The sequence below is a fragment of the Mesorhizobium sp. U510 genome (genome assembly GCF_059180695.1).
The window spans coordinates 5,834,731-5,860,439 of the sequence record NZ_CP180532.1 but is presented as its reverse complement, the minus strand read 5'-3'; the positions used below and the strand labels follow the sequence as shown (position 1 = coordinate 5,860,439).

At 64.7% G+C, this 25,709-nt stretch carries 30 protein-coding genes; 16 read left to right on the top strand and 14 right to left on the bottom strand.

Annotation, left to right across the window (positions count from 1 at the left end):
- Window positions 1–3: 3 nt before the first annotated feature.
- From ACLGL5_RS30285 to ACLGL5_RS30240, 10 genes are all read left to right on the top strand, one after another.
- Window positions 4–378 carry a DUF2255 family protein gene (locus ACLGL5_RS30285; protein ID WP_019859640.1) on the top strand — a complete coding sequence of 125 codons (375 nt, stop codon included), beginning with the start codon at window positions 4–6 and terminating at the stop codon, window positions 376–378.
- A gap of 1 nt (window position 379) precedes the next feature.
- Window positions 380–1,369, top strand: a complete 990-nt coding sequence (locus tag ACLGL5_RS30280; RefSeq protein ID WP_069092729.1) for an aldo/keto reductase — start codon at window positions 380–382, stop codon at window positions 1,367–1,369.
- Between the two features lie 17 nt (window positions 1,370–1,386).
- Window positions 1,387–2,127: an SDR family oxidoreductase gene (locus ACLGL5_RS30275; protein WP_069092728.1), complete on the top strand. Its 741-nt coding sequence runs from the start codon at window positions 1,387–1,389 to the stop codon at window positions 2,125–2,127.
- Between the two features lie 483 nt (window positions 2,128–2,610).
- Entirely contained in the window at window positions 2,611–3,078 is a 468-nt protein-coding gene (locus tag ACLGL5_RS30270) for a GNAT family N-acetyltransferase (protein WP_064985902.1), read from the top strand.
- A 28-nt stretch (window positions 3,079–3,106) separates the two neighbouring features.
- A complete protein-coding gene (locus tag ACLGL5_RS30265; RefSeq protein WP_069093480.1) occupies window positions 3,107–3,490 on the top strand; it encodes an ACT domain-containing protein in 384 nt (127 codons plus the stop codon).
- 174 nt (window positions 3,491–3,664) lie between these two features.
- Entirely contained in the window at window positions 3,665–5,098 is a 1,434-nt protein-coding gene (locus tag ACLGL5_RS30260; RefSeq protein ID WP_069092727.1) for an aldehyde dehydrogenase family protein, read from the top strand.
- Window positions 5,099–6,060: 962 nt separating this feature from the next.
- Complete coding sequence (locus ACLGL5_RS30255; protein ID WP_064985898.1) at window positions 6,061–6,489, top strand: MbcA/ParS/Xre antitoxin family protein; 429 nt, start codon at window positions 6,061–6,063, stop codon at window positions 6,487–6,489.
- On the top strand, window positions 6,483–7,181 hold the full coding sequence (locus ACLGL5_RS30250; RefSeq protein ID WP_064985896.1) for an RES family NAD+ phosphorylase: 699 nt from the start codon (window positions 6,483–6,485) through the stop codon (window positions 7,179–7,181). The genes ACLGL5_RS30255 and ACLGL5_RS30250 overlap by 7 nt, the downstream gene beginning before the upstream one ends.
- 170 nt (window positions 7,182–7,351) lie before the next feature.
- Window positions 7,352–7,642, top strand: coding sequence for an ArsR/SmtB family transcription factor (locus tag ACLGL5_RS30245; RefSeq protein WP_032931173.1), 291 nt, complete (start codon window positions 7,352–7,354; stop codon window positions 7,640–7,642).
- A 43-nt stretch (window positions 7,643–7,685) separates the two neighbouring features.
- Window positions 7,686–8,801 carry an alkene reductase gene (locus ACLGL5_RS30240; protein ID WP_069092725.1) on the top strand — a complete coding sequence of 372 codons (1,116 nt, stop codon included), beginning with the start codon at window positions 7,686–7,688 and terminating at the stop codon, window positions 8,799–8,801.
- A 157-nt stretch (window positions 8,802–8,958) separates the two neighbouring features.
- Here ACLGL5_RS30240 and ACLGL5_RS30235 read toward each other — a convergent pair whose 3' ends face one another.
- The 7 genes from ACLGL5_RS30235 to ACLGL5_RS30205 all read right to left on the bottom strand — a co-directional run bounded on the left by ACLGL5_RS30235 (window position 8,959) and on the right by ACLGL5_RS30205 (window position 14,938).
- Window positions 8,959–9,717 (bottom strand): amino acid ABC transporter ATP-binding protein, encoded by a 759-nt coding sequence (locus ACLGL5_RS30235; protein ID WP_083246991.1) that lies wholly within the window; start codon window positions 9,715–9,717, stop codon window positions 8,959–8,961.
- Window positions 9,718–9,758: 41 nt separating this feature from the next.
- A complete protein-coding gene (locus tag ACLGL5_RS30230; protein ID WP_019859628.1) occupies window positions 9,759–10,433 on the bottom strand; it encodes an amino acid ABC transporter permease in 675 nt (224 codons plus the stop codon).
- The gene (locus ACLGL5_RS30225; RefSeq protein WP_019859627.1) at window positions 10,430–11,101 is read right to left on the bottom strand and encodes an amino acid ABC transporter permease; all 672 of its coding nucleotides are present in this window, start codon (window positions 11,099–11,101) and stop codon (window positions 10,430–10,432) included. The genes ACLGL5_RS30230 and ACLGL5_RS30225 overlap by 4 nt, the downstream gene beginning before the upstream one ends.
- A gap of 136 nt (window positions 11,102–11,237) precedes the next feature.
- The gene (locus tag ACLGL5_RS30220) at window positions 11,238–12,026 is read right to left on the bottom strand and encodes an ABC transporter substrate-binding protein (protein WP_064985891.1); all 789 of its coding nucleotides are present in this window, start codon (window positions 12,024–12,026) and stop codon (window positions 11,238–11,240) included.
- A gap of 99 nt (window positions 12,027–12,125) precedes the next feature.
- A complete protein-coding gene (locus ACLGL5_RS30215) occupies window positions 12,126–13,286 on the bottom strand; it encodes a saccharopine dehydrogenase family protein (protein WP_069092724.1) in 1,161 nt (386 codons plus the stop codon).
- A complete protein-coding gene (locus ACLGL5_RS30210) occupies window positions 13,283–13,783 on the bottom strand; it encodes an Lrp/AsnC family transcriptional regulator (RefSeq protein ID WP_010910740.1) in 501 nt (166 codons plus the stop codon). The genes ACLGL5_RS30215 and ACLGL5_RS30210 overlap by 4 nt, the downstream gene beginning before the upstream one ends.
- A gap of 258 nt (window positions 13,784–14,041) precedes the next feature.
- Window positions 14,042–14,938, bottom strand: a complete 897-nt coding sequence (locus ACLGL5_RS30205; protein ID WP_069092723.1) for an AraC family transcriptional regulator — start codon at window positions 14,936–14,938, stop codon at window positions 14,042–14,044.
- Window positions 14,939–15,073: 135 nt separating this feature from the next.
- Between ACLGL5_RS30205 and ACLGL5_RS30200 the strand changes: the two genes are divergently transcribed.
- Complete coding sequence (locus ACLGL5_RS30200) at window positions 15,074–15,802, top strand: SDR family oxidoreductase (RefSeq protein ID WP_083246830.1); 729 nt, start codon at window positions 15,074–15,076, stop codon at window positions 15,800–15,802.
- Here ACLGL5_RS30200 and ACLGL5_RS30195 read toward each other — a convergent pair.
- Entirely contained in the window at window positions 15,775–16,704 is a 930-nt protein-coding gene (locus tag ACLGL5_RS30195) for a LysR family transcriptional regulator (RefSeq protein WP_069092721.1), read from the bottom strand. The two genes, ACLGL5_RS30200 and ACLGL5_RS30195, sit on opposite strands and share 28 nt — an antisense overlap.
- A gap of 125 nt (window positions 16,705–16,829) precedes the next feature.
- Between ACLGL5_RS30195 and ACLGL5_RS30190 the strand changes: the two genes are divergently transcribed.
- On the top strand, window positions 16,830–17,024 hold the full coding sequence (locus ACLGL5_RS30190) for a hypothetical protein (RefSeq protein WP_069092720.1): 195 nt from the start codon (window positions 16,830–16,832) through the stop codon (window positions 17,022–17,024).
- 10 nt (window positions 17,025–17,034) lie between these two features.
- On the top strand, window positions 17,035–17,784 hold the full coding sequence (locus ACLGL5_RS30185) for a sulfite exporter TauE/SafE family protein (protein ID WP_069093479.1): 750 nt from the start codon (window positions 17,035–17,037) through the stop codon (window positions 17,782–17,784).
- Window positions 17,785–17,792: 8 nt separating this feature from the next.
- Here the strand turns inward: ACLGL5_RS30185 and ACLGL5_RS30180 are convergent, their stop codons facing one another.
- The gene (locus ACLGL5_RS30180) at window positions 17,793–18,350 is read right to left on the bottom strand and encodes a sugar O-acetyltransferase (protein ID WP_069092719.1); all 558 of its coding nucleotides are present in this window, start codon (window positions 18,348–18,350) and stop codon (window positions 17,793–17,795) included.
- Between the two features lie 210 nt (window positions 18,351–18,560).
- The gene (locus ACLGL5_RS30175; protein WP_069092718.1) at window positions 18,561–19,010 is read right to left on the bottom strand and encodes a universal stress protein; all 450 of its coding nucleotides are present in this window, start codon (window positions 19,008–19,010) and stop codon (window positions 18,561–18,563) included.
- A gap of 362 nt (window positions 19,011–19,372) precedes the next feature.
- On the opposite strand from ACLGL5_RS30175, the gene ACLGL5_RS30170 reads away from it, so the two are divergent.
- On the top strand, window positions 19,373–20,317 hold the full coding sequence (locus tag ACLGL5_RS30170) for a VirK/YbjX family protein (protein ID WP_223217899.1): 945 nt from the start codon (window positions 19,373–19,375) through the stop codon (window positions 20,315–20,317).
- Window positions 20,318–20,420: 103 nt separating this feature from the next.
- Here the strand turns inward: ACLGL5_RS30170 and ACLGL5_RS30165 are convergent, their stop codons facing one another.
- On the bottom strand, window positions 20,421–21,953 hold the full coding sequence (locus ACLGL5_RS30165; protein ID WP_027047111.1) for an alkaline phosphatase family protein: 1,533 nt from the start codon (window positions 21,951–21,953) through the stop codon (window positions 20,421–20,423).
- Between the two features lie 251 nt (window positions 21,954–22,204).
- Between ACLGL5_RS30165 and ACLGL5_RS30160 the strand changes: the two genes are divergently transcribed.
- Window positions 22,205–22,786: a histidine phosphatase family protein gene (locus ACLGL5_RS30160; RefSeq protein ID WP_069092717.1), complete on the top strand. Its 582-nt coding sequence runs from the start codon at window positions 22,205–22,207 to the stop codon at window positions 22,784–22,786.
- Between the two features lie 6 nt (window positions 22,787–22,792).
- On the opposite strand, the gene ACLGL5_RS30155 is transcribed toward ACLGL5_RS30160, so the two are convergent.
- The 3 genes from ACLGL5_RS30155 to ACLGL5_RS30145 form a co-directional block, all read right to left on the bottom strand.
- Window positions 22,793–23,194: a VOC family protein gene (locus ACLGL5_RS30155; protein WP_069092716.1), complete on the bottom strand. Its 402-nt coding sequence runs from the start codon at window positions 23,192–23,194 to the stop codon at window positions 22,793–22,795.
- 97 nt (window positions 23,195–23,291) lie between these two features.
- Window positions 23,292–24,347 (bottom strand): sigma-70 family RNA polymerase sigma factor, encoded by a 1,056-nt coding sequence (locus ACLGL5_RS30150; protein WP_069092715.1) that lies wholly within the window; start codon window positions 24,345–24,347, stop codon window positions 23,292–23,294.
- 42 nt (window positions 24,348–24,389) lie between these two features.
- The gene (locus ACLGL5_RS30145) at window positions 24,390–25,136 is read right to left on the bottom strand and encodes an SDR family NAD(P)-dependent oxidoreductase (RefSeq protein ID WP_069092714.1); all 747 of its coding nucleotides are present in this window, start codon (window positions 25,134–25,136) and stop codon (window positions 24,390–24,392) included.
- 218 nt (window positions 25,137–25,354) lie between these two features.
- Here ACLGL5_RS30145 and ACLGL5_RS30140 point away from each other — a divergent pair, with 218 nt between their 5' ends.
- The gene (locus ACLGL5_RS30140) at window positions 25,355–25,624 is read left to right on the top strand and encodes a hypothetical protein (protein ID WP_019859609.1); all 270 of its coding nucleotides are present in this window, start codon (window positions 25,355–25,357) and stop codon (window positions 25,622–25,624) included.
- The last annotated feature ends 85 nt before the right edge of the window (window positions 25,625–25,709 follow it).

Genomic DNA, 25,709 nt, shown 5'->3' with positions numbered 1-25,709 from the left:
AAAATGCCTTGGTCGAAGGACGAACTCGAGAGAATCGCGGCAACCGACGATCTGCATATTTCGCCTTTGCGCGATGACGGCGTGACCCTGGGCACGCCGACCTGGATCTGGTCGGTCGTTGCCGACGGCACGCTTTATGTGCGCGGCTACAACGGTCAGCAGTCGCGCTGGTATCGGGCCGCGATCAGGCAGAAGGCCGGACGCATCACTGCCGCCGGCCTGACCAGGGACGTTGCCTTCGAAGCAGTCGAGGGAACCGTCAACGCCCGCATCGACGACGCCTACCGGGCGAAATACGCAGCCAGCCCTTATCTCGCACCGATGATCGCGGCGCGCGCCCGCGCCGCCACAGTGCGGATCACACCGAAGGAGAATTGAAATGCAAAAGCGCACACTTGGAAAGAACGGTCTCGAAGTCTCGGCCATCGGCCTCGGCTGCATGGGCATGAGCCATTCCTACGGGCAGCCGATGGAGACGCCGGATGCCGTCCGCCTGATCCGCTCCGCGTTCGAGCGCGGCATCACTTTCTTCGACACAGCGGAGGTCTATGGGCCGTTCAAGAATGAAGAGGTGGTCGGCGAGGCGCTGCGGCCGATCCGCGACCAGGTGGTGATCGCCACCAAATTCGGCATCGACATCGCCGGCACGGCCGGACATGAGGGCATGGACAGCCGGCCGCAGCATATTCGCGACGTCGTCGAGGCCTCGCTCAAGCGGCTGAGGACCGACCGCATCGATCTTCTCTACCAGCACCGCGTCGATCCGGTCGTGCCGATCGAGGAGGTGGCGGGGACGGTGAAGGACTTGATCGGCCAAGGCAAGGTCAAGCATTTCGGCCTCTCCGAAGCGGGCGTGCGCACCATCCGCCGCGCCCATGCGGTGCAGCCGGTCGCCGCGCTGCAAAGCGAATATTCGCTGTGGTGGCGCGAACCCGAGGAGGCGATCGTGCCAGTGCTCGAAGAACTGGGCATCGGCTTCGTGCCCTTCAGCCCGCTGGGCAAGGGTTTCCTCACCGGCGCCATCAATGCCGATACAAGGTTCGACAGCAGCGACTTCCGCAACACCGTGCCGCGCTTCGCGGAGGAGGCGCGCAAAGCCAACCAGGCGCTGGTCGGCGCGATCGTCGCGATTGCTGCGCAGAAGAAGGTGACCCCGGCGCAGGTCGCGCTCGCCTGGCTGCTGGCGCAAAAACCCTGGATCGTCCCGATCCCCGGCACGACGAAGCTCAATCGCCTCGAGGAGAACATCGGATCGGCGGCCGTCGCGCTGACGGCGGAGGATCTTGCCGACATCGAAAACGCGGTCTCGGCGATTGCCGTGCAAGGCGAGCGCTATTCGCCGCAACAGGCGGCCAGGATCGATCGCTGAGGCGGAAGGAAAATCCCATGACAGACAGCATCAAGAACAAGGTCGTCGTCATCACCGGCGCCAGCAGCGGGCTGGGTGAAGCCGCCGCGCGGCTGCTGGCCAAGGAGGGCGCGAAGCTGGTGCTGGGCGCGCGCCGCCTCGACCGGCTCGAGGCGCTGGCCGCCGAGCTTTCGCTGGGCAAGGACGCCATCATGCAGACCGACGTCACCGATGTCGGCCAGGTCCGGCGGCTCGTCGACCATGCGGTGAAGACGCATGGCCGCGTCGCCGTGATTATCAACAATGCCGGACTGATGCCGCATTCGCCGCTGGAACGTGGCAAGGTCGAGGATTGGGACCGGATGATCGATGTCAACATCAAGGGCGTGCTCTACGGCATCGCCGCGGCGCTGCCGCACATGAAGAGGCAGAAGAGCGGCCACATCATCAACGTATCGTCGGTCGCCGGCCACAAGGTCGGGCCGGGCGGCGCGGTCTATGCCGCCACCAAGCACGCGGTGCGGATCATCTCGGAAGGGCTGCGGCAGGAAGTGAAACCCTACAACATCCGCACCACCATCATCTCGCCCGGCGCCGTGGCGAGCGAACTGCCCGACAGCGTCACCGAGCCCGATGTCGCCCAGGGCGTGCGCGCGCTCTACGACCGGGTGGCCATCCCCGCCGATTCCTTCGCCAGGACGGTGGTGTTCGCCATGAGCCAGCCCGACGAGGTCGACATCAACGAGATCCTGTTCAGGCCGACGGCGCAGGAGTATTAGGCGCGCGACGGGGACGTCTGACGTTCGTTCGCATCACGCCTTTGGCGATTGGCTGAAGCACCAACACTTCGTCATCCACGGGCGGAGCAAGGAGCGAAGCGACGCGGCGCAGACCCGAGGATCCATGCCGGGACTCCAACGCGCCACTACGGTTCGGAATCCTGCTCCGCTGCGCCTGTCAGCAAGGTCGCGGCATGGACCCTCGGGTCTCCGCGACGCCGCTGCCGCCCCTCGCTCCGCCGGTGGATGACGAAGTCGCGGGCTTGGGCCAATCCCCAAACCTTGACGCACCGCTCTTCCTGCTCCAGCCTGCCACCATGTTCGTTCTCGAGCCCACCATCGCCACGCGACGCCGTTCCTGCACAGTGCGGAGCGGCGAGCTGATTGCGCGACGACAAAGGCCGGCAGGATAGATCCGGTTCGTTCGTTTCCAGCCCCGCCCGCGACACCGCCGGCGGGGGTTTTCATGTCTGGAGCATTGTCATGACCATCAATTCTTCCATCCGGTTTCGGCCGGCCGAACCCGCTGACGCCGCCGCGATCAGGGACATCGTGCGATCAGCCTATGGCAAATGGGTGCCGGTGATCGGCCGCGAGCCGCTGCCGATGCGCGCCGACTACGGGAAGGCCGTTGCCGAGCATCCGTTCGAGCTCGCCGTCGCCGACGGCCGCATCGTCGGCATGATCGAAACCATGCTGGCCGGCGATCATTTGTGGATCGAGAATGTCTGCGTCGCGCCGCAGGCGCAGGGCAAGGGGATCGGCCGGCTGCTGCTGGAGCGGGCCGAGCGGAAGGCGCTCGAAGCAGGCCGCCTTGAGCTGCGCCTGCTGACCAATGGCGCCTTCGAGGCCAATGTGTTGTTGTACAAAAGGCATGGCTATACGATCGACCGGGAGGAGCCGTTCATGGGCGGCATGACGGTCTATATGAGCAAGAAATTGATGCGATAGCCGGCAAATCGGAGGCATGGACAAGACGATGGCTGCCAGGGTCAAATTGAGGCAACTTCCCGGCTCGTACGCGATTTCGCGGCTCGGGGCGGGTGATGGCATTCCCGGCTGGGCGGACGGGCCGGGCTTCGTCAGCATGACCAGGACCGACGACGAGCTTTCGATCACATGCCTGCAGGATCGTGTTCCAGGCACGGTCAAGCACGATGGCGACTGGGTCGCCTTCAAACTGCAGGGACCCTTTGCTTTCGACGAAACCGGCATCGTGCTGTCGGTCATCCAGCCATTGTCGGAAAACGAGCTGGGCATCTTCCTGGTGTCCACCTTCGACGGCGATCACCTGCTGGTGAAAGCGGCGGACCAGGAAGCGGCGCGACAGCATCTGGTCGAGGCAGGACACACGCTGCTGTAATCCATCCCATGCCGTCGAAAACGGCTGGGTTCTCTGGCCCAACGCCTCTGGCTCAATCACTGGCGCGCTGGCTCAACCACTTCGGGGGTTGCCTTTGACGGTGCGGTTCGCGCATCGTTATTTCTAGCTGGATATCACGGTCGGAACGGTCCTGCGGCACCCCAAGGAGAAACCATGTCACACAATCTGCAGTTCTATATCGACGGCGCGTGGGTCGATCCTGTCGTGCCCAACGCACTCGATGTCATCGATCCGTCGAATGAGGATGTTTTCGCGCAGATCTCGCTCGGCTCCAAGGCCGATGTCGACAAGGCGGTGGCCGCCGCCAAGCGCGCCTTCAATTCGTTCGGCTTCACCTCGGTGGAGGAGCGCCTCGATATCCTGAACCGCGTCATCGCGGTCTACAAGAAGCGCTCCACGGACCTGGCGCTTGCCGTGTCGCGTGAAATGGGCGCGCCGCGCCAGATGGCGCTCGACAGCCAGGTCGGCGTCGGCCTGGCGCATCTGGAGAAGATGGCGGAGACGCTGAAGACATTCCAGTTCCGCCACGCCAAAGGTTCCTCGCTGATCGTCAAGGAGCCGATCGGCGTCGTCGGCCTGATCACGCCGTGGAACTGGCCGCTGAACCAGATCACCTGCAAGGTCGGCCCGGCACTTGCCGCCGGCTGCACCATGGTGCTGAAGCCGTCGGAGATCGCGCCGCTCGACGCCATCATCTTCGCCGAGATCATCGACGAAGCCGGCGTGCCGAAGGGCGTGTTCAACCTCGTCAATGGCGACGGCCCGGGCGTCGGCCAGGCGCTGTCCAGCCACCCCGACGTCGACATGATGTCGTTCACCGGTTCGACCCGGGCCGGCATATTGGTGGCCAAGGCCGCCGCCGATACGGTCAAGCGCGTGCACCAGGAACTGGGCGGCAAGTCGGCCAACATCCTGTTCCCGGATGTCGACCTCGCCCGCGCCGTCACCAAGGGCGTCGCCGGCTGCTTCGGCAATAGCGGCCAGTCCTGCAATGCGCCCACCCGCATGTTCGTGCCGCGCGACCGTCATGACGAGGCCGCCGGCTACGCCAAGGCGGCGGCTGAGAAGTTCGTGGTCGGCCCGGCCGACGGCGCCAACACCAAGCTTGGCCCCGTCGTCAGCCAGGTGCAGTTCGACAAGATCCAGGACCTGATCCAGGCCGGCATCGACGAAGGCGCGACGCTGGTCGCCGGCGGCCCTGGCCGCCCGGCCGAACTCAACCGCGGCTACTATGTCAGGCCGACGGTGTTCGCCGACGTCACCCACGACATGCGCATCGCGCGCGAGGAAATCTTCGGGCCGGTGCTGGCGATCCTGCCCTATGACACGGTCGAACAGGCGGTCGAGCAGGCCAACGACACCGTCTACGGCCTTGCCTCCTACATCCAGGCCAAGGACATCCAGAAGGCGCGCGACGTTGCGGCACGCATGCGCTCCGGCAATGTCTACATCAACTACCCGACCTGGGACGCCGGCGTGCCCTTCGGCGGCTACAAGCAGTCGGGCAACGGCCGCGAATATGCGGAATACGGGCTCGAAGATTTTCTGGAGATCAAGGGCATCGCGGGGTATGAGGCGGCGGAGTAGGGACGACGGCATTGATCAGCGGACCGGCCGTTGGTAGGCCGGTCGCCGGAATGATTTTTGGGAAAGACCAAGCCGGCAGGCTCTTACAGATGGGCTACCAGTGTTACTGCGCTATGTGAAGCCGTGCCTGTGGATTTGGCCCGCGCGATCTAGCTTGCTGGGCGGAACATGCTCGAACTGTCTGAGATCGATTAGCGCACCCTTTACTTCGAGATCGCAGCGCTCTGGCACCCATCGCCATTGTTGACCCAAGCGAGGGTGTGGATTGTCGCGCCAACGCTTCACCTCTAGGCCGCCCACGTTGTTGCGTTCAAACTCGGCTGGCCAAATCTTTGCCGATGGCATTGTCAACGACGTCAACAACTCTGGCTCAGACATCTCAACCGCGCCGCACTGCGGCATGGGCGCGCGGGATGCTGCTTCGAGAAGTTTAGGCAAAAGCACTTTGATCAAATGCTGCGTCGCTGCGTCTCCAATTTCCGGACCTTGCCAATAGCAGGCGCGAAGTCCACTGCGGCCACTGAAAAACAGATCGGATAGTTCAGGCGGGTCCAGCCTAAGAGTGAAGACGGCTCGGCGCGCCTGCTTCTCCTGAGCTGTCTTCCCTGAGTAGTACGGTTCTAGCCCGGGATCCAAAACGGTCGAACCACGGGCTATCCGATCAGCGACCTCTTCAAATGGGACTTGCTGTGAGAGAAACGTCTTCCGGCGCTCTGGCAAACCGAGATAGTACCATTCACTTTCAGGAATGAGGCCTGGGGGCATCGTATCGCACCGAGAAGGGCTTTATCGGGAATACTTCGGGTTGCTCCTATATAGAACAATGCCCAGCCGTAGCCATGCCTGCATCTGACACATGTGTCTCTGGAGGATGACGACGTTTTCGAAATTGAACGCGCATCCTTATCCTTGCCAATTGGCAAATACATGCTATATCTCTGCCAATAGCAGGGTGAGCAATTATGCAGCTTCAGTCCATCGTCACCACGCCGGCCGCGGTCGGGTCAGCCATTTCGGATGAAGAGGCGGGCGCGCTGGCGCGCACCACGGTCAATCTGTTCAAGGCGTGGAACCTGACGGACCTCGAGGCCTGCATCCTGCTCGGCGGCATGTCGGCGCGCACTTGGGCACGTTGGAAGACTGGGGCACGTTGGAAGGAAGGCGGCATCGGCCGGATCGACCGTGACCTGCGCACCCGCATGGCGCATCTGATGGGCATCCACAAGGGCCTGCGCTATCTCTTCACCGAGCCGGCGCGCGGCTATGCCTGGATCCGCAAGCCCAATGCCACGTTCGGCGGCCAGTCGGCGCTCGACCTGATGCTGCGCGGCGAAATCTCCGACCTTGCCGCCATGCGCGAATGGCTCGATGCGGAGCGTGGTGCATGGTGAGTGGGCTCGCGGTCCGGCGCCGCGTCCACTGGCCCCAGACGTTTCGCATCATCCGCTCCATCCATCCGCCGATCGACCTGTTCGAGGACATTGCCGATCCGCGCGACTGGGAGGCACTGGCCGCCGTCGAGGAGAAGACCAATCCGCGCATAAGGCTGGAGATCGGCGACCTCGGCAAGGTCGCGGCGGCAAGACGGGTTTCCGGCCCCGGCGCCAGCTTCGTCATGGCGCCCTTCGTGCATTGTTCGACGCTGCGGCCCGGCCGCTTCTCCGATGGCAGCTACGGCCTCTATTATGCCGGCGACAGCGAGGATGTGGCGCTGGCCGAAACCATCCACCACCACCAGAATTTCATGCGTGCCACCAACGAGGATCCCGGCTGGACGGCTGACTTTCGTGTGCTGATCGGCAGCGTCGACCGCGACCTCGATGACGTCAACGGCGTGCCCGGCGTGCTCGACCCGGACGATTACACCGCCTCGCAGGCGGCGGGGCGGGCGCTGCGGGCAGGGGGCAGCGACGGGCTTGTCTGGAACAGCGTGCGCATGCCGGACGGGCAATGCATCGGCATCTTCTGGCCCGACGTCATCCCCGTGCCGGTGCAAGGCCGGCACTACTCCTACCACTGGGACGGCAAGCGCGTCGATTTCGTGCGCCAGCACGATACGGGCAAGGTGCTGGCGGTCACCTGACGCGATGGCGGCGCATTCGCCGCGGAGGCTGGCGCCCGGCCGCGCTATTTCCGGCATCGTGCCGTGTCCAGGGACCAGTTTGCTCCGATTGCCTTCGAAAATGGTATGGATTTCCTGCCATATCGGCTCTACCCGATCTATATATCGAGAGAGATCGATGCGAGGTGAAGATGGACCGCGACATCATATTGAAGGCACTGGCGCATCCGTTTCGACGCGATGTCCTGGCGTGGCTGAAGGAGCCTGAACAGCACTTCGCCGCGCAGGCGCATCCGCTCGAGATGGGTGTCTGCGCCAGCCAGTTCGACCATCGCGGCTTGGCGCAGTCCAGCGTCTCGGCGCATCTGGCGACGCTGGCATCGGCCGACCTCGTGACGACGCGTCGGGTCGGCCAATGGGTGTTCTACAAGCGCAACGAAGAAACCATCGCTGCCTTTCAGGCCGCCTTGTCCGATCTCTGACGATCCTCCCCCGATCCCCCAGAATGCATGAAAGGCATTTCTCATGACTACCCTCTTTGATCCCTTGCGGGCCGGCGACCTGACGCTGGCGAACCGCATCGTCATGGCGCCGCTGACGCGCAATCGCTCGCCCAATGCGGTGCCCGGCGACCTCTCGGTGACCTATTACAGCCAGCGCGCCACGGCTGGTCTTATCGTGACCGAAGCCACCGCCATCAGCCATCAGGGCCAGGGCTACGCCAACGTGCCCGGCCTCTATGGCGCGGATCAGCTTGCCGGCTGGAAGCGTGTCACCGATGCCGTGCATAGGGGCGGCGGCAAGATCGTGGTGCAGCTCTGGCATGTCGGACGCATCTCGCACAACACATTGCAGCCCGGCGGCGGCAAGCCGGTGGCGCCGTCGGCGATCCGAGCAAACTCCAAGACGTTCCTGGTCAAGCCGGATGGCAGCGGCGAGTTCGCCGAGACCTCCGAGCCGCGCGCGCTCGAAACGGCCGAACTTCCCGGCATCGTCGATGATTTCCGCCGCGCCGCCAAGGCGGCGATCGAGGTGGCGGGTTTCGACGGCGTCGAGATCCATGGCGCCAACGGATATCTCATCGACCAATTCCTGCGTTCGGGCACCAACCATCGCGGCGACGCGTATGGCGGGTCGATCGAGAACCGGACGCGCTTCCTGTTCGAGGTGGTCGACGCGGTCACGGGCGCTGTCGGCGCCGGCAGGACCGGGATCAGGCTGTCGCCGGTGACGCCCGCCAACGACGCTTCGGATAGCGATCCGCAGCCGCTGTTCAACCATGTGGTGACGGGCATCGGCAGCCGGGGCCTCGCCTATATCCACATCGTCGAAGGCGCGACCGGCGGCGCGCGCGACTTCAGCCAAGGCGACAGACCGTTCGACTATGCGGAGCTCAAGGCCACCTATCGCAAGGCCGGCGGCACCGGCGCCTGGCTGGTGAACAATGGCTACGACAAGGAACTGGCCGAAAAGGCCGTCGGAGACGGCTATGCCGACCTTGTCGCGTTCGGCAAGCTGTTCATCGCCAACCCCGACCTCGTCAGCCGGCTGAAGCGCAATGCCGACCTGAACGCCCCCGACAAGGCGACGTTCTATGGCGGCGATGCCAGGGGCTATACGGATTACCCGACGGCGGCCTGAGCCGCCCATCTCAGACGGTTTGCCCTTTCGCTTCCAGCGGAAGGGCAGCCGCTCGCCCGGTCCATGATCGGACTGAATATTTGACCCGAACGGCGTACAGATCCGTTGCACCGCAACGCTAACGGCCGCCGGACTGATCGACGGCCTTTCGCCGCCCTCAGTGCCTTAAAATCTTGCTCAGGAAGGCGCGGCTGCGGTCGGTCTTGGGGTGTGAGAAGAACTCGTCGGGCGTGCCGCTTTCGACGATGGCGCCGGCGTCCATGAACACAACGCGTTGGGCGACCTTGCGGGCAAAGCCCATCTCATGCGTCACCACCATCATGGTCATGCCTTCCTCGGCGACGGCGACCATGACGTCGAGCACTTCCGAGATCATTTCGGGGTCGAGGGCGGAGGTCGGTTCGTCGAACAGCATGATCTTGGGCCGCATGCCGAGGCAGCGGGCGATCGCCACGCGCTGCTGCTGGCCGCCGGAGAGCTGCGCCGGATAGGCGTTGACCTTGTCGGCGAGGCCAACCTTGGCCAGCAGTTCGCGCCCGGCATGCTCGGCCTCGGCGCGCGGGATCTTGCGGACATGGATCGGAGCGAGCGTGACGTTTTCGAGCGCGGTCTTGTGCGGGTAGAGGTTGAAGGACTGGAAGACGAAGCCGATCTCGGTGCGCAGCTGCGTCATGTTGGTGGCGGGGTCGCCGACGCGCTGGCCATCGACGACGAGATCGCCATCCTTGATCGTCTCCAGGCCGTTGATGCAGCGGATCAGCGTGCTCTTGCCCGAGCCGCTCGGGCCGCAGACGACGACCACTTCGCGCGGCTCGACGCTGAGCGTGATATCCCTGAGCACGTTGAGCGCGCCGAACCATTTGTTGACGCCGCGAAAGTCGATCATGCCGGTCTTGGTCGGGCCCGGTTGGGTCATGCCCGCTTTGGTCATAGTGCTTGGCCCTTTGGGGTTCGATGTCACAGCTGCACCTCGCCATGCGCCGCGCCCATGCGGCGTTCGAGCCGGCGGGCCAGCATGATCAGCGGATAACAGACGATGAAATAGCCGACGCCGACGAGGAAGAAGACCAGCAGGCCGTTGGGCACGCGCTGCACCACCAGCCAGCCGACGCGGGTGAGGTCGGTCAGACCGATGGCCGAGACGACGGAGGAATCCTTGATCAAGAGCACATATTGCCCGACCAGTGGCGGCAGCACGATGCGCATCGCCTGCGGCAGCACCACCTGGCGCATGCGCTGCCAGCGTGACAGGCCGGACGCCAGCGCTGCCTCGACCTGGCCCGTCGGCACCGAACGGATGCCGGCGGCGACGATCTCGCAGATGAAGCAGGCGGCGAGATTGGTCAGCGCGATGATGCCGGCGGTGAAGGCGTCGAGCTCGATGCCGAACTCCGGCAGGATGAAGAAGATCAGGAAGATCTGCACCAGGAACGGCGTGCCGCGGATGAGGTCGACCCAGGCGCCGATGACGCTGGAGATCAGCCGGTTGCCGCCGGTGCGCAGGATGCCGAGACCGAAGCCGAGCAAGGTGCCGAGCACCAGGCTGATCAGCGACAGCACCACCGTCATGCCGAGGCCGCGCAGAGCCAGCGGATAGGAGCCGGCGAGGCTGAGGAATTGTTGCCAGATCATGCGCGCGCCCCCGCCGTGCCGAGCCAGCGGCCGGAGAGAACGGCCAGTGCCTTCAGGCCGTAGTAGAGCAGCAAATAGAAGGCGGCGATGGTGAGAAAGCCTTCCGCCGGCATGAAGCGGTCGGAGGCGAGCAGTTGCCCGGCGCGCGTCAGCTCGGCAACCGAGATCAGCGACAGCAGGGCGGAATCCTTGACCAGCACGATCGCCTGGCCGAGCAGCGGCGGGATCGTCACCTTGAAGGCTTGCGGCAGCACGACCAGGCGCATGCGCTGCGTGTAGGTCATGCCCGAAGCGACGCTGGCCTCGACCTGGCCGCGCGGGATTGACAGGATGCCGGCGCGAATGATTTCAGAGATATAGGCGCCGCTGTTCAAGGACAAAGCGAGGATGCCGACGACGAGTTCCGGCAGCACGAAGCCGAGTCGCGGCAGGCCAAAATAGAGGAAATAGAGCTGCGCCAGCAAGGGCGTGGCGCGCACAGCGTCGATATAGGCCTTGGCCGGCGCGCGAAACAGCCAGCCGCGCTGCAAATTCATGGCGCACAGCACGATGCCGACGACGAGCGCGCCGACAAAGGACAGCGCCGACAGCCAGACGGTCGTGACCAGGCCCTGGCCGAACAAAGGCAGGTATTCGACGATGGTGCGGAAACTGAAATTTTCGAGCATGGCGCGCAGCGGTGTGAGTAGGCAGTAGGCAGTAGGCAGTAGGCAGTAGGCAGTAGGCAGTAGGGGAGTGTGTCGGAATGGAATGGCTATTCACCACTCACTATTCCCTACTGCCTAATTCCTATTCGCTAATTCCTCAGTGGTCTTTCTTCCAGGCGTCGGAATTCACCCAGTAGTCGAGGTTCTTCTGCAGGCGGCCGTCGATGGTGACCTGATTGAGGAACAGGTTCATCCAGATAAGCAGGTCCGGCTCGTCATAGCGGGTGGCGAAGGCAAGCGGCTCCTTCGACAGCAGCTCCGGCATGATGGTGAAGGTACCGGCCGGATAGGCGGTCGACTGGCCCTTGACCGCCGAGACGTCGTTGACGCCGCAATCGGCCTGGCCGTTGTTGACCGCGTCGAGCAGCAGCGGACCGCCGCCCTTGTAGCTCTTGATGTCGGCATCGGGGAAGGCGGCCTTGGCTTCCTTCTCACCGGTGGCGCCGAGCAGCACCGCGATCTTGGTGCCCTTGGCCTTGCAGTCCTCGGTGGTCTTGAACTTGCTGTCGGCCTTGGTGAAGACGGTGCTGCCCGTGTACATGTAAGGCGTGGTGAAGGCGACCTTCATGCCGCGCGCCAGCGTCGGCGTCATGTCGGCGACCAGAAGATCGGCCTTGCCCGACAAGAGCGCCGGGATCAGGCCGTCCCAGTCGAAGTCGAGGAAGGTGATCTTCACACCCATTTCCTTGGCCATCAGCTCGGCGAGTTCGACCGAACTGCCGGTGCGTTCGCCATTGGCGCCGACAAGCGAGAAGGGCGGACCTTGCGTCTGTACGGCGACGCGCAATTCGCCGCGCTTGGTGATCTCGTCCAGCGTTCCGGCGCTGGCGGCAGCGGTCAAGCCCGCGAGCGCAAGTCCGGCAATGAAAAGTCTGGCAATCTTCATTCTGGCATTCCTCCCAGTTGTTGTTTGCCCGCGGATTCCCTTGGGCGCTTTTTTGAGCGGCGGCGCCGTTTGCCGGCGGCGGCCACCGTTCGAAAATCCTCAGTCCCAGGCCACCGTCTCGGCAATTATGATGCCGCGTTTGGCCAGTTCGTCGAAGAAGGGTTCGTCGGGCACGTCGAGCAGCGGGTTCAAAAGGCCCGGCGTGGTGATCTCGCGTTGCGCGAGCATCTGCGCTACGATGCTGGCGGGATAGCCGACGCCGAGGCTCATGCCGAACAGGCCCGAGGTCAGGTCGCGCTCGATAATCAGGTCCGATGTCACGGTCTTGGCGCGGCCGCCTTCGAGGCCGGAAAAGACATTGCGCATCACGCAAAGGTCCTTCTCGCCGGGGCCGTATTGCAGTTGCGGGCCGAGCAGCCGGCCGAGGAATTCGCGCGGGCTGCTGGAGGTGCCGGGCACCTTGTCCTCGGAGAGAAAACCAAGCTCCTTCAACGGCGCCCAGAAGGCCGACCATCCCGGCCAGCGCAACGTGTAGCGGCCGGAGCGGCGCAGCCCGTTTGCGGAGGGAAGCATCTCGACATAATGCAGCGCGTCACCATTGGGGAAGGCTTCCAGCCGGCCGAGGCCGGCGACTTCGATCTCATGGATGAAAGGGCTGTCATGCTGGCGCGCGGCGGGTACTTCGACGCGCTTGCCGTCCTCGATCATGACGCTGTCGCGGTTCTGGCTGACCAGGACCATGTCGAAGTTCCAGCTCACCTTGTAGCAAAGCGGCTTGGCCATCGCCTTCGGCTCTGGGATGCCGCCGCAATAGGAATCGATTGATGTGATCGCATCGAACTGTTTTGCGGCGCGGGCGTAGAGCACGAGGTCGATGCCGGGGTCGAGCCCGCATTCGGTCATGATCGAAACACCGGCGCGTTCGGCTTCCGGCGCCAGATCGGCGATGGCCTTGCCGTAATTGGTGGTGACCAGCGGCGTGCGGGTCGCGATGGCGGCTTGCACCGCCTCGCGCATCAGCGGCTGCGGCAGCAAATCTATGACGGCGTCGGCGTCAGCCAGCACATCGGCCAGCGCCGGCCCGATCGCGCCGTTGGGCATGACGAAGCGCACGCGGGAAAGGTCGGTCAGATCAGCCAGCCGGGCCGCGCCGTCCGGCGTGGTATCGACGCAGATCACCTCCTCGACGCCACTGGCGACAAGATCGGCGATGGCCGCCCGGCCTTGCAGGCCGAGGCCGCCGAGGACCGCGATCCTCATGCCGGCTCCTTGCGGTCGTCCGACCAGCAGCCTTCCGGCAGGCTGACCCATTTGTTGCAGGACGCCATGACGACGAAGGTCTCGCTGCGCACGACCTCGCCCGGCTCGCCGGCGCCGGGGATCAGTTCGCTGGTGACGCGGTAGAGATCGGCGACGTCACCGGCCACCGTCACGTCGACGATGATGTCGAAGCGCCCGGTGACCACCGATGCCGAGTTGACGAAGGGCAGTTCGGAAATGCGCTGCGCCAGTTCACGGGCCCGGCCGCGCCCCTGGGCGTTGATGCCGACAATGGCCGAGATCAGCTCGGGCCGTTCGGTCAGGTTCAGCAGGCCGACGATCTTGAGCAGGTTGCGGTCGAGCAAATTGCGCAGCCGCGAGCGCACGGTGGGCACCGAAATCGCCAAGATCTCGGCGAGCCGGTTGATGCCCGGCTGCGCGTCCTGCGACAGCTGTTTCACCAGCCGCCGATCGGTCAGATCGAGATGTTCCCGCAAAAGCCAGTCTTTCATAAATGAGAGAAATAGATGCTATTTTCTTTCTTATGTGAAAAGACAGTATGGGAAATTTTTAATAACAGCAAGGCCCGTATCGCCTCTGGGCTGTGCCCCTCTCTTCTTCCATGCAGGCAGGTGGGATCAAGCGCCTGGTGGTAGATCGGTCGAAGCCGACGCACGGGCCGCTTGAGGGCGCGGCGCACGGGCTGGCAAGGCGCGGTCTTCCCGCCTTGCTCTTGCGTCTTCGAATTCAAGGGGTCAGGCGAGCTCGGTGGGCTCCGGAGTGGCGCGCAGGCGGCCGACATCGCGCACCGGCGGTGCGCCGAAGAGGCGGGCATATTCGCGGGAGAACTGGGAAGCGCTTTCATAGCCGACGGAGAAGGCGACGCCGGCCGCATCGCCCGACGTGGCGAGCAGGCGGCGGCGCGCTTCGTTGAGGCGGATGCGCTTCTGGTACTGGATCGGCGTCATCGCCGTGACCGCCTTGAAGTGGCGGTGGAACACCGAGGCGCTCATGCCGCCCATGCGGGCAAGATCCTCGACGCGGAACGGCTCCGCATAGTGGTCGCGGATCCAGGCCAGCGCGCGGCGAATCTGCGACAGGCGGCTATCGGCCCCGGCAATCTGGCGCAGCATGGCGCCTTGCGGCCCCTGCAGCAGCCGAAACAGGATTTCGCGTTCGAGCAAGGGTGCCAGCACTGGGATTTCGGTCGGATGATCGATGAGCTCAATCATGCGCAGCCACGCATCGACCAGCGCCTCGTCGGCCCGGCTGACGGCAAAGCCATGGCCGATCGGCGCCTCGGCAACGGGCGGCATGTCGAGGAGCAGCGGAGCGATCAGCGTGGTGTCGAGGGCCAGGCTGACCGAGAGGTAGGGATGCTGCGGGCTGGCCTGCAAAACCTTGCCGACGGCCGGCACTTCGACCGCGGCAATGAAGTAGCGGCCGGCGTCGTAATGCAGCAGCTGATCGCCGATCATGACGGATTTGGCGCCCTGCAGGACCAGGCAAAGCCTTGGGTCGTAGAGCCCCAGCAACGGCCCGGTCGTCGCCTCGCCCTTCATGATGGCCACGCGGGGAATCCCGGTTTCGGTCAGCCGGCCGCGCGCATGCCGCATCACCAGCGCTTTGAGGTCGTCGAGCGATTTCATCACAGCCTGTAGATCGCATCGGCGCGGCCGGCAATCAAGCTCCCGGCAGGAATAGGCAAGAACTCACCAGTTTTCGGCACGCGGCGGCCAGCGGTCGGCCCCATCTCTGCCGCAGACCAACCACAGATCAAACTGGAGATGGACATGACCGACAAGACCGCACTGGTGACCGGTGCCAACAAGAGCATCGGCTACGAAACCGCGCGCCGGCTGGGCGAAGCGGGCTACAGGATCTGGCTGGGCAGCCGCGACAGGGAACGCGGCGAAGCTGCGGCGGCCGAGCTCAGGCAAAAGGGGCTTGATGTGCGCATGCTGGAAATCGACGTCGCCAGCGACGCCAGCGTCGAGGCCGCCGCGCTGCGCGTTTTTGAGGAGGACGGACGCCTCGATGCGCTCGTCAACAATGCCGGCATCCTGGGCTCCATGCTCGCTCCCAGTGAAGAGCCCATAGCCATCATCAAGGATGTCTACGAGGTCAACGTGTTCGGCCCGATCCGCACCACGCAGGCCTTCCTGCCGCTGCTCAAGGCCGCCTCGCGCGCCAATGTGGTGATGGTTTCCAGCGGGCTGGGGTCACTCGGCGGGTTGACCGATCCTGCCAGTGAATTCTATGCGATCAATATCCTTGGCTACAACAGCTCCAAGACGGCGCTCAACGCCGCCACCGTTGCCTTCTCGAAGGAGTTCGCCGCAGCGGGTATCAAGGTCAATTCGGCCGATCCCGGCTATACCGCGACGGACTTCAACGGACACAGCGGCTACCGCACCGTGGGGCAGGCGGCCGAGATCATTGTTCGCCTGGCGACCCTGGACGAAAACGGTCCGACCGGCGGCTATTTCTACGATGAGGGTCCGTTGCCCTGGTAACGGCCCGGCAGGCCACCCGTTTCGGCTCCGGCCAGGGCCGCGGCCAGCAGCTTTGCCTGCGGTGTCAGTTCGTCGAAGCTGCGGGCGCAGAGGTTGAGCTGCCGCGTGGCCCAGTCGTCGCTGAGCCGCAGGCTGCGCAGCGTGCGGGCCGAGCGGCGGGCGGCACTCTCCGGCACGATGGCGATGCCGGCGCCTTGCGCGACCAGCCGGCAGACATTGTCGAGGCCGGGCACGCGGATGCGGATGTGCAGATGGCCGCCCAGGCGCGCGGCCTGACGGGTGATGTGCTCCTGCAGGGCATGGCCGAGGCTGAGGCCAACGAAGGATTCGCCCAGCATGTCTGCGAGGCTGGCGCTATGCAGGCCGGCAAGCCCCGGCCAGTTCCGCGCGGCGATCACCACCAGCCGGTCGACGAAGAACGGTTTCTGTTCGAGATGCGAGAGGCCGGCCCAGGTCGCGGCGATGCCGAGATCGGCCGCACCGCTGGCCACCGCCTCGGCGATCTCGTGGCTGGGGCGCTCGTCCAAATCAATGTCGATGCCGGGGTGGCCCACCAGGAAGGCCGGCAAGGTATCGCGCAAAAGCTCGGCCGTGGCGGCGGTGTTGGCCACCAGCCGGACACGGGCGCGCAGGCCGCCGGCATAGGCGCCGAGGTCGCCGGCCATCGCCTCTATCTGGTTCTGCACGGCGCGCGCATGATGCAGCAGCGCCTGGCCGGCCGCCGTCGGCACCACGCCGCGGCGGCGGCGTTCCAGCAGCGGCGCGCCGAGCCGCTCCTCCATGCCCTTGATGCGGGCGCTCGCCGAAGCCAGAGCCAGCCCGGCAAGCTCGGCGCCATGGGTGATGCTGCCGCGCTCGGCCACCAGCAGGAACAGCCGGAGATCGGTGAGATCGAAGCGCATTTCTTGCTCCCTGCGAGGTGCACGGCGTTGGCTTCAGCCTTCGGCCTGGACGAAGGCTGACAGCGCAACTTCCACATTGTGCGCGGGCCCGATGTCCGTCAAATCTTTTGCGATGGAGATTTGCGATGAGCGAAAAAGCGCGGGCCGGCTCGGTATTCTTGAAGGGCATGGCGATCGTGCTGGCGGTCGCCGTGGCCTCGCTTGCCATGGCGCAGGCACAGCCTGGCCCGCGCGGATGCACGACGGCGGTTCTCGTCAATCACGATGCCGTGCCGGCGAAACCGGATGCCGATGCCGCGGACATGCTGCTGCATGATTGATCCCGTGGGCATGCTCAGCGCCAGCTCCATCGCCTGGATCGGCGCGATCTTCCTCGCCGCCGGTTTCGTCAAGGGGGTCGTCGGCATGGGCCTGCCGACCGTGGCGATGGGCCTGCTGGCGGTGACGATGCCGCCGGCCGAGGCCGCCGCCTTGCTTCTGATCCCGTCGCTGGTCACCAATCTCTGGCAGTTGTTCACCGGCCCCGCCTTCGGCGCCCTGTGCAGGCGGCTGTGGACGATGATGGCCGGCATCATGCTGGGCACCGTCGCGGGGGCAGGGGTGCTCACAGGCGCGCATGCGGGCGCGGCCTCTGTGGGGCTTGGGGCAGCGCTTGTGCTTTACGCCATCCTTGGCCTGTTCAAGCTCAGCTTCACCACGCCGGCGCGCCACGAGGCCTTGATGTCACCGCTGGTCGGCGTGGCGACCGGGCTGGTCACCGGCGCGACCGGCGTCTTCGTCGTTCCGGCAGTGCCCTATCTGCAATCGCTGCGGCTGGAGAAGGAAGATCTCGTCCAGGCGCTCGGCCTGTCCTTCACCGTCTCGACGGCGGCCCTTGCCATCGGCCTGTTCAGGACGGGCGCGCTGGCATCGCCGGCGGCGCAGCTGACAGGCTCGATCCTGGCGCTGCTGCCCGCGCTGGCCGGCATGTTCATCGGCCAGGCGCTGCGGCAGGCGATGGGCGTCGAGACTTTTCGAAAGGTGTTTCTTGTCGGGCTGCTGACGCTGGGAGTGTATCTGGTGCTGGAGGCGTTGCGGTGAGGTTGGTCTCACTCGGCAATCGACCGGATAACCCGCGCCGGGTTTCCGCCGACAAGCGTGTTCGCGGGAACGTCTTTCGTGACCACCGAGCCCGCCGCGATGACGGCGTTTTCGCCGATGGTCACGCCGCCGATCACCGTAGCGCCGGCGGCGATCCAGACGTTGCGTTCGATGACGATCGGCTTCGCGTTGGTGAAGGCGCGGCGCCGTGACGGTTCGAGCGGATGGCCTGATGTGATGAGGCTGACATTCGGCCCGATCAGCACGTCGTCGGCAATGTCGAGCCCGCCAAGATCATAAAAGGTGCAGTTCTGATTGATGAAGACATTGCGCCCCACCCGGGTGTCGGCCCCGCCGGTCGCGTAAAAGGGCGGGATCAGCAGGAAGCTGTCGTCCACTTGTCTGCCGATCAGTTCGCTGAACAGGGCGCGGACCTCGTCCGCGTCGTTGAACGTCAGACGGTTGAGACGGGCGGTGATCGCCATCGTCCGCTTGACGTCCACCAGCATGGCCGCCGATTCCGACGTTCTCTCGGGGATTATCCTGGTACGATCCTCATGCGCCATTCGTCGTTTCCTCAGAGGCCCGGTCGAACGAATGTTGGCGCGCGATGGCCGCGCCGGGATGCGCCCCTTGGCTGTCTACTTGAGCATGATTCCAAAAGCCGGTTCCAGCTCTCGGGGTCACACTAACTCGTTGTTTTAAGGCCATTCCCAAGGGAAAGCGCTTTCGCGCTTTTCCCGGCAAAACCGTTTTACACTTTTCGTGGAATTGCTTTAGCGCACGACGAGCACCGGGATTGCGGTGTAGGACAGCACTTCCGCCGTCTGGCTGCCGAGAAGCAGCTTGCCCAACCCGCGGCGGCCATGCGAGGCCATCACGATCAGGTCGCAGCCTTGCGCCTGCGACAGTTCCAGGATCGCCTCGGCGGGCCGTTTGTCCTCGACATGCACAAGCTTGGCGGACACGCCGGCCGCATCGGCCGAGGCCTTGCACTTGGCCAGAACCTCCTTGCCATATTTGCGCGCCTCTTCCTGGTAGACGACCAGCTCATCGCCCGCCGCATAGCCGGCCATGGCGCCGCCCCAGGCGAAGATGGGGTAAGGCTCCGAGACGGTGACGAAGGTGACGGCGGCGTCGATGCCTTTTGCCAATGTGAGGCCATGGGCAACGCCCTTGTCGGCCAGTTCCGATCCGTCGGTGGCGATGAGCAGATGTTTGTACATGATGATCTGACCTGTTGTGCAAGGGCTGGCGCGCCCTTGGGGTGGCGGGAGCCTTGGTGCGGCTCCTCCTGATATAGTTGCGCCGCCGGTCTGCTCACAGGGCCAGCGTCATGTGGATCAGGGCCAGGCGAGGAAGCGTGCCGCGGCGATCTTCCGGTATCCCTGTTGGCTTTGGCTCGGTTGCGCCGCGACCGAGGTGGTTGCGAAGAAGAGCAGGCTCCGAAGACCACGCGCGGGAAGGTCGACCTTAGTGGCTACCTTACGAATTCGTATATCCGCGGCGAGGCGGCGGTAAGTTACGACATCCAACATTGAGATCATCCGCTGCCTTTGACTGACACGTCCCACCGAGAATACAGCAAATGATGATTGCCATGGGCGCTCCGCGGCCATTACGGCCAACAGGCCCAATAAAACGGTCGCCCTCCAAGTTTCGGCGCAAGCTGAACAATTGGGTGCATGAAAGCAAATGGGCGGCGCTTCGTTGGATGTTCCGGCGCGATATCGCCGCCATTCGATCGGCCCTCGGTGCTGAGCCGTTCACTGCAATCCTTGCTCAATATCCCGACATTGCGCTGAAGCCGGTTCGGCCGTATCTCGCCGCCAATTTGATGCGTATCCATCGTTGTGCAGCCGTCATTGGTCACTACACCGCGGCGGCGCGTCTTTTGACCGAGGCCGCCCTGGTCGAAAGCCACACGCGCGGTCGTCATCTCTTGGCAATGTCGACCGTTGCCGGTGAAGTCACGGTGGAACTGACGGGCCAGGCAGGTTTGTACCGAGAGGGGGAATGGCGCCTTCTCCTGCGCCTGGAAGGACGTCCCGTCATCGAGATGGCGCTCGCGATTGTGGACCGGTCGCTTCTACGTCTCGGTGGCGGCGGCAAGATCCTCTATATCGGCGCTCTGAAGTCGACGTCGACCGGTGTGCAAGGTCTCGAGGATTCCCGGATACTGACCAAAGCCATGGAAGGTCTGCGGCCGAAAACCCTGCTGCTCCTGGTTGCCCAGACTTTGGCATCCTCACTCAAACTGCGTGGCCTTGTCGCGGCATCAAACGCAGGCCACGTCTTTTCGAGGGACTATGCGCTGCGCCGCCGCATCACCGCGGACTATGACAGCTTCTGGGTGGAGTCCGGGGGTAGGCCAATACGTCGGACGATGTATGCCTTGCCCCTGGTGAAGGCTCAACGCGATCCAGCCGACTACAAGCCGAACAAACGGGCGCAAATACGCAAGCGTCAGCGCCGCGAGGTCGAAATCGCGCGTTCTGTCAGCGAATCCGTCAGGCTGTTGCTCCGAAGCTGAACGCCTTGCCGGGCCTGCATCCAGCCAGGTGGCCCACCGCAGGCGCTGGGCAGCTCGCCGGGCATGCCCGGCGGGCCAATCGCGAAACGGTATGATCCTTGGCTTAGAACGGTGCCGCCGGCAGCTCCTGGGTGCCTTCGAGCTTCACGGCCTGGAGTTCGTTCGCGTCATAGCCAAGAGCTCGCAGGATGGTGGGAGCTACCTGCGTCGTCTGCACCAGAGCTGGCACCGACCTCGGCTTGAGCGAAGGACCGCTGATGAGAAGCGCCACGTTGCGATCGTTCGCATTGGCGCCACCGTGCTCGGCAATCTTCGAGCCGGATGTGTAGACCACGCCCGGATTGACCGTGGCTATGAAGTCCGGCGTACGGCTGTCGGTGGCCGGATCCTGATAGGCGAGAGCAAGGGCATTCGGCGGCTGGATCTGGGCGATGCCTTCAGCCTTGCTCGATTTCTCGAGATAATCCTGCGCGGCCGCGAGGTTTTTGACCCTGTCTTGCGGCTTGAGCCAGATCAGCGCGGCGTCGTCGGCGATGTGGAAGGCATAGCCCGGTGTCTTCGTATAGGGATCATCGTCCAGTGGCTGGAACGACGCCGGGTCGATGGGCGACTGGCCATGCTTCGAGGCAAGTATGATCAGGGTCGAATTGGCGAGTTTGTTGTCCTTGAGTGCGGCCATCAGTTCGCCGACAGCGCCATCTACATAGGCGAGCTGGCCGGCGAGACCATTGCCAGGCGTGCCGCTGGCATCCAGATAGCCGCCCACCAGGCCGGCCTCGTCGCCGGGACCGGCCTTGGGAAGCTTCTGGCCCACGCTCACCGCCTGGAAATTCATGCCGAAAAGCGTGGGAACCGCCGCGGGATGCGAGCCGGTGCTGTCGAGGCCTTTGATTTCGTTGAGCACCGCCTGGACCCGCGCTTCATCGAAGTCGCGCTCGGCCTTGAAGCTTCCCGTCGTCTTGACCTTGGTGCCCGGAATCAGGCTGTCCTGTTCCAACGCGTAGAGGTCGTCGATGCCTTTGCCCGAAGGTCCGTTCAGCCATTCATAGGCGGGGTGCTTGTCGGACCAGGCCGTGCGGCCGCCATGCGCTTTCACGATTTCGAAGACGTTGTTGACCCGCACGAAATCATGCGGATAGACCACCGAGCATTTGCCGTTGATCAGCGTCATCGGCAGCTTTGCCGGGTCGATCTGGCTGCGGTAATCGCCTGGCTTGCCACCACCATCAAGGCGCGTCGAATCGACGTCGATGTTCTCGGCGAAGGCCACCTCGGCACCCGGCTCGCCCTTGCAGTCCGAAGCCGGCGCGAAATAGGTGCGGTCGTAGCTGTCGTCGTAGAACACGCCGGTCGATCTGGGTGTGCCGCCGGTTACCTGTGCCACAAGGCCAGGAAACGAGTCGGATGGGGCGCTGGCGAGCGCATTCGGATAGAAAATCCCGGTATCGGCGAGCGCGGCGAGCGAGCTTTTCGGATTTGCGGCGACATAGTTTGCCAGATCGAGCGCATGAAGCCCGTCGACGCTGATGAGCAGTACGTGCTTGTAGGGCGCGGCGATGGCGCTGGAATTAGACAGTGCGCCAGCCAATGCCGCCGTCAGCGTACCGGCTGCCAACGCCAGAGATAGTGTTTTCATAGAAGTGTCCCTCGTCTCGCAGCCCGCGATGGATCAAGGATAGGCGAGTGCACATGACAGGTTCATGAAAACTCGTTGGCAAAGGACCTTACGGATTGGTAAGCCAGCGGTGATGCACAAGAACCACCGCCGCCAAGCTGCGGAACGCAGGCGGCGAAGCGGCGCTCAAGTGCCGCGATGGCCGCCGGGTCTTTCGCTCCCTTGCGCCGACCGCTACAGCTTTGGCCCGACATCAACGAAGGGCCGAGCGTATGAACAGCGCGTATCCGCAAATCCATCTGGTCCGGCATGGCGAGACGGCGTGGAGCCTTTCGGGACAGCATACCGGTCGCACCGACATGCCGCTGACGCCGGCGGGCGAGGCCGCCGCGCGGGGCGTGGCGGAGCGGCTCAAGGGTCAGTCGTTCTCGGCGGTGTGGTCGAGCCCCTCGCAGCGCGCCTACAACACCAGCGTGCTGGCCGGCTTTGGTGCGCAAAGCGTCAGAAACGACGATCTGCAGGAGTGGGACTACGGCGCCTATGAGGGGCGGACAACCAAGGAAATCCTGGCCGATCGGCCAGGCTGGAACGTGTTTCGCGACGGCTGCCCGCAAGGCGAGATGGCCGCCGATGTCGGCGCCCGCGCCGACCGGATCATCAAACAGCTTCGCGAAGCCGGCGGCTCGATCCTGATCTTTTCCAGCGCGCATTTCCTGCGCGTGCTCGCCGCCCGCTGGCTCGGCCTGCCGCCGGAAGGCGGCGCGCTGTTCGTGCTCGATACGGCCAGCATCAGCGTGCTCGGCTACGAGCATGATCTCAGCGAGCCGGTCGTGCGCAAATGGAACCTGAAGTAGCGGCGGCTACTTCTCGAACTTCCGGATCGCTTCCGCCGTCACCGGCGTGAAGAAATTCACCAGATTGCCGTCGGGGTCGCGGAACAGCAGCGAGCGGTTGCCCCAGGGCATGGTGGTCGGCTTCTGCACGGTCGTGTCCCTGATGAAGTCCGACAGCCTGATGAATTCGGCATCGACATCGCCGACGCGGAATTCGAGGATGGCCGTGTGGTTGTCGGCGGGGCGGGCGATGTCGCCGCCGAACAGCATCAAGGTGCGCGTGCTGCCGATCGCCAGCGTGCAGGAAGGCGTCGCGAGTTCCGCGAAGTCCTCGGTGTAGACCGTCACCGGCATGCCGGTGATCTCGCCGTAGAAGCGCACGAGGCGCTGAACATCCGAGGTGATGATGCGGACAGAGACGAAATTCATTATTGGCTCCTTGATGGCTGAAGCCGCGGCCGGGCTTCCCGGCCGCTCTATAGGCCAGGCCTCCTGCCAGCTTTCTGTCAGCAGAAGTGGGCGACGGCTACGCTTCCGGTCCGGACCAGACCGGCGGCAGGCCGAAGGCGGCGAACAGGCCGGGGCCGAGCGGGGCGACATAGACCGTGAGCGATACGATGCCGCCATCGGCCGGCTCGATGACATGCAGGGATTGCGCGCGCCATTCCGGCTCCTGATGGCGCCGGGCATAGATCGCGACCGCCGGCTGGCCGTTGGCCCGTGTCGCCACGGCGCGGTAGCCGGCGAAATTGCTCCACACCGTCTTGAAGAAACCATGGATCGCCTGACGTCCCCGGTACCAGTCGCGCCATGGCGGCATGCGGTAGGTGGCGTCCTCGCGCAGCAGCGCGACCAAGCCGTCGAGATTGGCGGCTTGCCAGGCGCTGAGATAGCGTGCGAGCAGCACGCCTTCCCGTGGGTTGGGCTGCGATCGTTGCTGGGGGCGTCCCTGCGGATAGCGCTCACCCAGCGTCGCGCGCGCCCGCTGCAGCGCGCTGTTGACCGAGGCGGTCGAGCCGCCCAGCAATTGCGCGGTCTCCAGCGCCGACCAGCCCAGCACGTCGCACAGCAGAAGGGATGCGCGTTGCCTCGGCGGCAATAGCTGGATGGCGGCGACGAAGGCAAGCCGCACGGCCTCGTTTGTCTCGTAGCGCGCATCCGGGCCGGGCTCGCCATCGACAAGGTCCGGCAACTCGGCGTCGGGGTAGGGCTCCAGCCAGGAGAGCTCGGCGGCGGCCGGCCCGGCGGCGGCGCGCCCTTTGCTCGGCGGCCGTGCGGGCTCTTCGAGGATGCGGTACGCCGACGACCGCGCCTTGATGGCGTTGAGGCAGGCGTTGGTGGCGATCGAATAGAGCCAGCCGCGCGGCGAGCCGCGCCCGTCGAATTGCGCGCGCCCGCGCCAGGCCTTGAGGAACGTCTCCTGGACGAGATCGTCGGCCTCGTGCAGCGAGCCCATCATCCGGTAGCAATGCAGCTTCAGCGCCCGGCGGTGGGCCATCGTCAGGCGCTCGAAGGCAGGCCGATCGAGGATCGGCCTGCCTGTCGGGTCCAACGGCTCAAGCGGGCCGGGAGCGTCTGTCATATCGAGCCTGCCGTGCGGAGTTCGTCTGGCATCCTGCGCGCCTCATGCCGCAGCGGCAAGGCCGCTGCCGCTGACCGTGAAGGCGATGCCTGGCACCTTGCCGCCGGCCAGCGCCACCACGGCGCGCCCGACATCGGCGGGCGTCTGCACATCGCCCATGCTGGCCAGGAAATCCGCCGGGCTGATGCCGAGATAGGCGGAGATGCTCGAAATGCCGCGCTGGCCGACGCCGGTGCCGGCCATGATGCGCATCGGCGCCAGCGCCATGAAGCGCAGGCCAAGGCCAAGCCGGTCGGCCTCCTTCTGGCTGTGGGCGGCGAGGAACATCTGCATTTGCTTGGCGCCGGAATAGCCGCCGGAGTTCGGCGGTCCGCCGCTGAATGCCGCGCCGCTGGAGATCAGCACGACGCGGCTGCCCGGCTTCAACCGGCCCTGAAGTGCTGCCCTGCAGAACAGGAACGATGCCTTGACGTCCGTCTCCCAATTCGCCGAGAAATCGTCCCAGCTCTGGTCCTGGATGCAGGCCGACGGGGCAAAGGCGCCGGCGCAGATCACCAGCACGTCGGGCTGCAGCGCGGCGAACACCGTGTCGGGCGCCGTGTCCTGCGTGGCGTCGGCGGCCAGCGTCCTGACTCCAGACGCCTCCCAGGCGAGCTCCTTCAGGGCTTCCGCGCCGCGGGCGACGGCAAGCACATATGCGCCTTCGCCGAGCGCAGCTTCGACGATCGAGCGGCCGACACCCCGGCTGCCTCCGACCACGACGACATTTTGACCTTGCAACGATCCCATGGATCACCTCGCTTTTCCGGCCCGGACAATTCCGGCGCCTGTAGGTGAAGACAGGGGAGGCGGGCGGAAATCATCGGTGGGGCGGCGAAAATCTTTCGCGGGCGCGGATCAGGCGGCTCTCATTCGTTCGCCGGTTTGTCCAGGACATGATTGGAGCGATAAACTGGACGGCCCATCGCCGATCTCTTGGGCGCAACGAAAACCTGGGAGGAATGGATATGACGACACTGTTCGTGAGACATACCGTGTCCGACTACAAGGCCTGGCGCAAAGTCTATGACGGGTTCGCTCCGGTTCAAAAGGCCAACGGCGTGAAGGCCGAGGCCGTCTATCAGGCGGCGGACAACCCCAACGACGTCACCGTGACGCATGATTTCACCAGTGCCGCCGAAGCGCAGGCCTTCATCAAGAACCCAAAATTGAAGGAGGCGATGGCGAGCGCCGGCGTGGTCGGCGCGCCAAGCATGTGGATCACCAACAAGGCTTGATGGGCCGCCGCCCATCTCCTCGTTCCAACGCAAACTCCCGACGGAAAACTGAGCCTGGGCCGCTTGCGGTCTGGCCGGCGGGACG